At 74.9% G+C, this 8,530-nt stretch carries 5 protein-coding genes; 2 read left to right on the top strand and 3 right to left on the bottom strand.

Annotated elements, in window-relative coordinates:
• Positions 1-276: 276 nt before the first annotated feature.
• Positions 277-3,306: an AfsR/SARP family transcriptional regulator gene (locus E1283_RS26355; protein ID WP_165956246.1), complete on the top strand. Its 3,030-nt coding sequence runs from the start codon at positions 277-279 to the stop codon at positions 3,304-3,306.
• A gap of 31 nt (positions 3,307-3,337) precedes the next feature.
• Here E1283_RS26355 and E1283_RS26350 read toward each other — a convergent pair whose 3' ends face one another.
• The 3 genes from E1283_RS26350 to E1283_RS26340 are packed head-to-tail and all read right to left on the bottom strand — an operon-like array spanning position 3,338 to position 7,751.
• On the bottom strand, positions 3,338-4,153 hold the full coding sequence (locus E1283_RS26350) for an HAD family hydrolase (RefSeq protein ID WP_132820645.1): 816 nt from the start codon (positions 4,151-4,153) through the stop codon (positions 3,338-3,340).
• Positions 4,150-6,576 carry a phosphoribosyltransferase gene (locus E1283_RS26345; RefSeq protein WP_132820644.1) on the bottom strand — a complete coding sequence of 809 codons (2,427 nt, stop codon included), beginning with the start codon at positions 6,574-6,576 and terminating at the stop codon, positions 4,150-4,152. The genes E1283_RS26350 and E1283_RS26345 overlap by 4 nt, the downstream gene beginning before the upstream one ends.
• Positions 6,573-7,751, bottom strand: a complete 1,179-nt coding sequence (locus E1283_RS26340) for an HpcH/HpaI aldolase/citrate lyase family protein (RefSeq protein WP_132820643.1) — start codon at positions 7,749-7,751, stop codon at positions 6,573-6,575. The genes E1283_RS26345 and E1283_RS26340 overlap by 4 nt, the downstream gene beginning before the upstream one ends.
• Before the next feature lie 114 nt (positions 7,752-7,865).
• On the opposite strand from E1283_RS26340, the gene E1283_RS26335 reads away from it, so the two are divergent.
• Positions 7,866-8,420: a TerD family protein gene (locus tag E1283_RS26335; RefSeq protein WP_132820642.1), complete on the top strand. Its 555-nt coding sequence runs from the start codon at positions 7,866-7,868 to the stop codon at positions 8,418-8,420.
• Positions 8,421-8,530 lie beyond the last annotated feature (110 nt).

Raw genomic sequence — 8,530 nt, 5'->3', positions numbered from 1 at the left:
CCCCCGTACCCCCCGGCCCGTAGGTGCCAGCCCGGGCACCGGGGTCACCGCAGGACCAGAGACCGCGGTCGTGCGGTGATTCCCCCGCCGGGGGACGATGTGCTGCACGTCCCCCGGCGCTCCCCGGCCAGCCGAGCATGTCACCGGCCACTTTCCTCGTACTTTCATCCCGCGGGGCCACGGTGTTTCCTCCCGCGCCCGGTCTCTGCGACGATGCGGGCTGTGACGTGCGGTCACGCCGGTCGGCCGCACGGGCGGCGGAGGGGGACGCGGGCCGTGCGGTTCCAGGTGTTGGGTGAGGTGCTGCTCCATCGGGACGGGCGAGCGGAGGCCCTGACCGGCCGGTTGGAACGCACCCTGCTCGCCTTGCTGTTGGCGCGCGGCGGGCGGCCGGTGCCGACGGACGTCCTCACCGAGGCGTTGTGGGGCGATCAGCCGGATCAGCGCAGCGGACCGCGTCTTCAGCTCCATGTCCACCGACTGCGCCGCAAGTTGGGCGAGTCGGACCGCCTCTCGTTGGGGCCCGCCGGCTACCGGCTGCGGGTGGAAGCGGGCGAACTCGACGCGGAGCGGTTCGAGTCGTCGGTCGAGGACGGGCTGGCGTTCGCGGACCGCGAGGATCCGTCGAGCGCGGTCGAGTCGCTGCGCGAGGCGCTGTCGCTGTGGCGGGGGGCGCCGTTCACCGGCGTGGACCTGCCGCTCCTCGACGACTGGATACACCGGCTCGTCGAACGCCGCCTGATCGCCATCGAGGTGCTGTACGAGTCGGAGTTGGCCCGTGGGCGGCACGCGGAGATCGTGGCGGAGCTGATCTCCCAGGTGCGCGAGCAGCCGATGCGCGAGCGGTTCCACGGGCTGCTGATGACCGCCCTGTACCGGGCCGGGCGCCAGGCCGACGCGCTGGCGGCCTACCGGGCCGCGAGGGAGACGCTGGCGGGCGAGCTGGGCATCGATCCGGGCCCCGAACTACGGGAGTTGGAGCGCCGGATCCTCGCCGGCGAGGAGTGGGTGTCCGCGAGTCGGGAACCGCGGTTGGCCCCTCGGGGTGCGGCGCGCCGCACCCCGCACGCCGAGTTACCTGCCCAACTCCCTTTGGATGTGCGGGGCTTCGTGGGCCGGGAGGCCGAACTCGCGGAGCTCGACGACCTGCTGACGGCGACGCCCGCCGCCGTCGCGGCGGTGTCGGGGACCGCGGGCGCCGGCAAGACGGCCGTGGTGGTGCGCTGGGCCCACCGCAACCGGCACCGGTTCCCCGACGGCCAGCTCTACGTCGACCTCCGCGGCTACGGCCCCGACCGGCCGGTCGCCCCGCAGGACGTGCTGGCCGGGTTCCTGCGCGCGCTGGGCCTGGAGGGCACGGCCGTGCCCCAGGGGCTCGCCGAACGCGCCGCCCGCTTCCGCACCCTGGTCGCCGGGCGGCGGATGCTGATCGTGTTGGACAACGCCCACGCCGTCGAGCAGGTGCGTCCGCTGCTGCCCGGCGCCCCGTCGTGCGTCACGCTGGTCACCAGTCGTGACGCGTTGGCCGGCCTGGTCGCCCGGGAGGGGGCCTACCGCGTCCGGGTCGACCGGCTGCCGGCGGCGGACGCCAGGCGGCTGCTGCGCGAGTTGCTCGGGGGGCGGGTGGCGGCCGAGCCGGAGGCGGTCGAGAAGCTGATCCGGCGGTGCGTCAGGCTGCCACTCGCGCTGCGCATCGTCGCCGAGTTGATCAGGTCGCAACCGGACCTCAGCGTCGCCGAGTTGGCCGGCGAGCTGGGCGAACGGCAGGACGCCCTCGACATGCTGGACATCGACGGCGATCCCCACACCGCCGTGCGGTCCGTGTTCTCCTGGTCCTACCAGCGCCTCGACCCCGCCGTGGCCCGGGTGTTCCGGCTCCTCGGCCTGCACCCGGGGTACGACTCCGACACCGACGCCACGGCGGCCCTGACCGGGCAGGGGCCACGGGACACCCGCCGGTGCCTGGACATCCTGCTGCGCGCCCACCTCGTCGAGCAGACCGGCGCCGGACGGCACCGACAGCACGACCTGTTGCGCGGCTACGCCGCCGAACTCGCCACGGCCACCGACCCGGAGGCGGAACGCGCGGCGGCGCTCGGCCGGCTGCGCGGCCACTACCTCTACGCGGCCTCCGCGGCCATGGACGTCTTCGCGCCCCACGACTACGCGCCACGGCCGAAGGTGACGCCGCCGGCGGGACCGCTCCCCTCGTTCGCCGACCACGACCGCGCCCTGCGCTGGCTGGACGCCGAGCGCGCCAACCTGCTCACGCTCGCCGGGCACGGCGATCCGCTGTTCGCGCCCCGCCTGTCGGAGACGCTGCACCTGTACCTGCGCGTCGGCGGCTACTTCGACGAGGCGATCGGCCTGCACACCCGGGCGCTGCGCGCGGCCCTGGGCGCCGGCGACGAGTTCGCCGAGGCGAACGCACGGCGCGTGCTCGGCACCATGCTGAACCTCACCGGCGCCGACCCCGACAAGGTGGTCGACCACTTCCGGGTGGCGCTGGCCACCTACGAGCGGATCGGCGACCGCTCGCTCCAGGCCTTCGTGCTCAACGGGCTGGCCTCCGTCCTACTCCGCAGGGGCGACCTGCCGGAGGCCATGCGGCGGTTCGAGCTGGCGCTGGCCACCAACGGCCCGGACGGCAACTGGCGGGTCCGCTGCGCGATCCTCGTCAACATGGGCCGGACGCTCCGCACCCTCGGCAGGTTGGACGAGGCGCGGCGCTGCCTGGAGAGCGTGCTCGACCTGTGCGCACCCCACGGCGACCGGTCCGTCGAGGCCAACACCCACTGCGTCCTCTCCGACGTGCACACGCGGCTCGGCCAGGAGACGGCGGCGTTCGAGCACGCCCGACAGAGCCTGGCGCTCGCCCGCGAGACCGGCTACCGCCAGATCGAGGCCCTCAGTCTCGACAAGTTGGGCACCCTGCACCGGAAGCGCGGGGACGTCGCCCAGGCGCTGCGCCTGCACGGCGAGGCGCTCGACGTCGCCCGCTCCGCGGCGGAGCCGGAGATGATGTCCGAGGCCCTGAACACCCTGGCCGCGACCCACTCGGCCGCGGGCGACCCCACCCGGGCCCTGCTCCTGCACGGCGAGGCCCTGGCCCTGGCCGCCGAGACCGGCGAGCGGGTCGCGGAGGGCCACGCGCACGCCGGCATCGCCGAGGCCCGTGCCCGGCTCGGCGAGCACGCCGCGGCCCGCGAGCACTGGCGGCTGGCGCTCGCCGTCTACGAGGCCGGTGACCTGCCCCAGGCCGCCGAGGTCCGGGCCAGGCTCGACGCCTCCCCCGACGCCGGTTAGCGAACCGAGCGGTCGGGGCCCGGCGAGTGGACTACCGGACGGCGGCCAGGAACGCCCGCAGGATGTCCTCGCCGCCGCGCACGCCCTCGGTGGCCAGGGCCGTGACGTGCGGCGCGGACCAGCCGGCGGCGGCCAGCTCGCCGTGCCCCGGCCGCCAGCCCCGGTCGGCGGCCAGCAGCAGGTCGGCGTCGAGCAGCGAGTCGCCGGCCGACAGCACCCGGTCGGCGCCGGTGCGGCGCACCACCTCGGCGACCGCGGCCGACTTGGTCAGCGGGCGCGGCACCGCGTAGAGCTTGCGGCCCTGGAGCGAGACGGACCAGCCGCGCGGCTCCGCCCACTCGGCCAGTTCCTTGGGCCACGCCTCGGGCAGCAGCGCCCGGTCGACCACCAGGTAGGCGAACAGCGCCTCCGCGTCCCGCTCCTTGAGCAGCCAGGCCGGGTCGGCCGAGCGCCGCAGGTGGTCCTTGACCTCGTCGAGCGAGGCGCAGTCGGCGGCCAGCGCGCGCCGCACGGAGGCGTGCCAGTCGTGGTCGGTCTCCCCGTCGACCAGCAGGTGGCCGCCGTTGGCGCAGATCGCGTAACGGGCGGAAGGGCCGGGGAAGTTGATTCGCAGGTACTGCTCCCGGGTGCGGGTGGTGGTCGGCACGAACACCACCCCGGGGTCGCCGGCCAGCTCCACCAGCAGCGCGGCGGCGGCCTCGGTGAGGAACGACTGCGGCCTGGCCTGGTAGGTCTCCACGCACAGCAGCCGTGGCGCCTCGTGGTCGGGCACGTCGAGCGCGAGGGCGGCCGCCGAGTAGATCAGGGTGCGGTCGAGGTCGCTGGCGACCACGGTGGTGCCGGTCATCGCGCGGCCTTTCCGTCGGCTCCGGTGGCGCCCCGGGTGAAGCGCGGGTGGATCAGACCCACGCAACTGTAGGGCAGGTCGTCGGTCTCCTCGACGGGCACTCCGCGCTGCTCCGCCAGCAGCCGGATGTGGTCCAGGTCGGCGCCGGCGCCGCGGCGCGCGAGGATCCGCCAGGGAACGCGGCGCAGCAGCACCCGGGTGGTCTCGCCGACGCCCGGCTTGACGAGGTTGACGTCGCCGATGCCGTACTCCTCGCTGATCCGCTCCACGGCCCGCCAGCCGACCCAGGTCGGGGCGCGGTCGGTGGCGGCGAGCAGCGCGGCGGTGTCCTCGGCGACGCCGGCGGTCAGTTCCCGGTCGGCGAAGTGCGCGGTGACGGCGTCGAGGAAGTGGCCCGACAGGTCGACGCCGGCCAGCTCCCGGTAGTGCTTGGCGCCGTGGAAGTCGTCGGGGCCGACCAGGTCGGCGCGGAGCACGGTCCGCGATATCAGCCCGGAGACGGTGGAGTTGAGGCAGGCGGAGGGGATGAGGAAGTCCTCGCGGGTGCCGTAGGTGGTGACGCAGCCACCGGGGTCGGCGAGTACCGCGAGGCCGGCGTCGAAGCCGTTGAACGGGGCGACGGCGGCGGCGAGTTCGCGGGTGATGGCGCCCTTGCCCGTCCAGCCGTCGACGAACACCACGTCGGCCGGGTCGTGGTGGGCGGCCAGCCAGCGCAGCGCGGTGGCGTCGATGCCCTGGCCGCGCACGATGGAGACGGCGTAGTGCGGCAGGTCGAGGCCGTGTGCCCGCCGGGCCCAGCGGCGCATCAGGATGCCGACGGGGGTGCCGGCGCGGGCCAGCGACACCAGCACCGGCGGGCGTCCCGGGCGGCCGCGCTCGGCGAGCACGGCCTCGGTGACGGTGCCCACGGCGCGCGCCACCCGGTGGGCCGACGCCTCGAGCGCGGCGTGGAAGAGCCGCTGGTACTCGGGGCTGGGCTGGTACTCCACGGGCAGCGACTCGGCGTAGTGCGCGCCGCCGGACTGGATGGCCTCCTCGCGCTCCTCGGCCGGGGCCTCCAGGGTGACGTCGGAGAGGTCCTGGAGCAGCCAGCCGACCTCGTCGGCCGCGTAGGACCCGAAGGCGGGGCCGCGCAGCGGCGGGGCGAGCCGCCGGTCGGGGACGACGGCCAGCAGCGGGCACGGGGTGAGGGCGGCGAGGCGGTCGAGCAGGCCGCCGGGCGCGCGCAGCGCGGCGGTGTCGCCGGCCGCGTCGGTGACCAGCAGGATCGCGTCCCATGACCGGTCGGCGACGTTGTAGGCGTAGCGCGGTCCAGGGCCGTCCGCCGGGTCGTCGTGGGCGGGGAAGGTGAGCCGGCTGCGGATCGCGTAGCCGGGGTCGTCGACGGGCAGCACCGGGGAGCGGGTGGTGGTGGAGAACAGCACCTCGGGCCCGGCGTCGCCGAGCAGCGCCGCGGTGGCCTCGGCGAGCCGCAGCGGCGTGTACATCAGCTCCTCGGTGCCGAGCACCAGGACCCGGCGGGCGCCGGCGGGCAGCGCGGTCGCGATGTCGGCGGCCAGCCTCGGGAGCGCGGCCTCGAGCCGCCGCCGGTGGTCGGGGGTGAAACCGTGCCGGCCGCTGTCCGGCACGCCGGCCGGCCAGTCGAGCGCGACCCGCCGGACGGCGGCCGCGGCACGCTCGGCCGCGGCGTGCTCCTGCCGCGGCTCGTGCTCGGCGACGAGCTCCGCGCCGCGCGCCAACACGTCCACCGGCAGCCGCACCAGGCCGCCGGCCAGCGCCACCACCGTGACGTCCGTGCCGAGTTCGGCCGCGAACTTGGCGAGCGCCGCCCGGTCGACGTCGGTCCGCATGTCGACGAGGGTGGCCACCACGTAGCGCGTGCGGGGCGCGGTGCGGTGCAGCGCGGCGATGGTGTTGCGGACGGTGCGGCCGGTGGACAGTTCGTCGTCCACCAGGACCAGCGGCCCGCCGCCGGCCAGCAGCGCCGGGTCGGAGGGCAGCAGCAGGTGCGAGGTGTGGTGGCTGTGCTCCTCCTCGAAGCCGCCGACCGACGCGATGCCGGGCACCGGGCGGCGGGTGGAGTGCAGGCAGGCGGCGGCGCCGAGGCCGTCCGCGACGCTGTGCCCGAGGCCGGTGGCGGTCTCCGCGTAGCCGAGCACCACGGCCCGGTCCGCGTCCGCCTCGCCCAGCGCCTCGCGCACCCGCAGGCCGAGCGCCACGCCGGTGCCGTGGACCGTCGCCGGGCGCTGCGGCACGTGCTTGCCGAGCACCGAGGAGACCAGCAGATGGGAGCGCTTCGGGTTGCGGCGCAGCGCGAGGCCGAGCATCTCCCGGGCGCCTTCGCCCTCCAGCCGCACGCCGAGCCGCCGGCTGACCCACTCGCCGGACCAGACGTCCTGGCCGGTGTTCCGTACGTCGGTCATGACGACGCCCCCAGACCGGCCGCCAGCAGGTCGACGAAGTCGACGCCCTCCCTGGCCACGCCGAAGACCTCGGCGCGCAGCAGGGTGCGGGCCGCCCAGGCGCGGTGCGGCTTCACCTCGTTCATCTTGTTGGTGTAGGCGGAGCGCAGCACCCCGCCGCCCTCGGGCCCGGCGCCCATGATGTCGGCCGCGTCGCTGAACTCCTCGTGCGTGACGACGGACAGCGCGTGCACCGGCGCGACGTGCGAGGGGTGGATGCAGGTCTTGCCCAACAGGCCGTTGGCGCGGTCGAGTTCGATCTCCTGGAGCAGGCTGTCCATGTCGTGCTCGATCAGCCTGGCGCGGAGCCCCTCGGCGCGGCCGCTGAACGGGCTGTTGCGCAGCTGCGGCTTGAACATCCGCTCCTGGGCCCGGAAGTACTCCCAGACCGGGCCGGTCACGGTGTAGCCGGTGCCGTCGGCGCGGCCGAAGACGTTGACGACGTCGGCGATCACCGAGGCGACCAGGTGGACGTCGTAGGCGGTCATGTCGGGGCTGCGGCGCAGCCCGTAGGCGGAGCAGAAGTCGGTGACGCCGAGCCGCACCGCGGGTATTCGCTCCCGGTACTTGTCGACCACCCTGGCCGCGGCCGGCAGCGCCTGCCCGCGGGTCTCCAGGTGCAGCAGCTCGGGCGACTCGAGCACCGGCATGGCCAGCAGACGGCGGCCGCACATGACCTCGGCACCGGTCAGCGCCTCCAGGAACGCGGGCCCCGACGCGGCGGTGAACTTGGGCAGCACGAAGCCGGTGACCAGCCGGATCGCGGGGCCGAACCGCCCGGTCAGGTCGGTGATCTGCTCCGGGGTGCGGACGCGGACGAACAGCAGCGGCAACGCGTCCTCCGCGCCGTGCTGCTCGCGCAGCAGCTTCTGCAACTGCCTGACCAGGTTCTCCTCGGCGCCCTCCACCTCGGCGTCGCTGATGGAGTCCTCCAGGCACAACACCATGGACACGACACCGGCGGCGGCCTGTTTCAGGATGTCGCCCGCGAGTCTGGGGCGAGTGGCCGGGCAGTAGAGCGTGGCGCCCAGGGCGACACCCAACGTCCTGACGGGGGAGGCCGGCCCGAAATCGGCGGGCTCCCGGTGAAACAGCGCGCGACGTTGCGCAGGCGTGAGGTGCCCGTAATGCCGCATGGATCTCCCCGGATTTTGGCAGCGGTTCCGGCCGCCCCGCTGGCTTACCGGATCCCCTCGCAATCGTAAGCGCGACATTGTTTCGTTGGTGTGGCGGAAGGCAGGATTCCTGCTATGACGCAGGCACTGGAGAGGGGGGCGACAATTCACCTACCGGTCGCCTCATTACGAGCTGTGGTGCGATGGAAACCCACCGGGATCGCGGGGGCTCAGGGGTCACCGGATATCGATCTCGCGGTCCTGTTGCTGGGGCCGGGGGGACGGGTGCGCACGGAAGGGGATTTCGTGTTCTACAACCAGCCCCGGCACCCCACGGGCCTGGTGCGACGACTCACGAAACGGCGGGACCCGGCCGGCCTGCGGGACTCCGTCGAGGCCGACCTCGGCCGCCTCGACGGCGGCGTCACCCGCGTGGTGCTGGCCGCCTCGTCCGGCCCCGGCGGCTTCGGCGCCCCCGACAGCGACCCGCGACTGCTGCTCCAGGACGCGGCCTCCGGCACGTCCCTCGCCGTGCTCCCCCTCACGCCCGGCCCGACGGAGACGGCACTCGTCTGCGGCCTCTTCTCGCGCACGCCCGCCGGCTGGGACTTCCACGCGACGGGCCGCGGCTACGCGGGCGGCCTGGTCGCCCTCGCCGCCGACTTCGGCGTCACGGCCGCGACGGGGTGACCGCCGTGCTGCTCGGCGGCTCCCGGCTCGAACACCTGAGGGCCAACATCGCCGCCGCGCAGGCCGGGCCGCTGCCGGCCGACGTGCTGGACGCCTGCGACGAGGTGGGT

The sequence above is a fragment of the Streptomyces hainanensis genome, assembly GCF_004348415.1.
In the GTDB taxonomy this organism is placed as follows: domain Bacteria; phylum Actinomycetota; class Actinomycetes; order Streptomycetales; family Streptomycetaceae; genus Streptomyces; species Streptomyces hainanensis.
Note: the sequence above shows the minus strand (reverse complement) of the source record. Positions and strands in the feature narration are given on the sequence as shown.

Bases quoted from the DNA above. Each gene is read 5' to 3' on its own strand.
- E1283_RS26350 (WP_132820645.1), bottom strand. From the start codon at position 4,153: ATGACCGGCACCACCGTGGTCGCCAGCGACCTCGACCGCACCCTGATC.
- E1283_RS26345 (WP_132820644.1), bottom strand. From the start codon at position 6,576: ATGACCGACGTACGGAACACCGGCCAGGACGTCTGGTCCGGCGAGTGG.
- E1283_RS26340 (WP_132820643.1), bottom strand. From the start codon at position 7,751: ATGCGGCATTACGGGCACCTCACGCCTGCGCAACGTCGCGCGCTGTTT.
- E1283_RS26335 (WP_132820642.1), top strand. From the start codon at position 7,866: ATGACGCAGGCACTGGAGAGGGGGGCGACAATTCACCTACCGGTCGCC.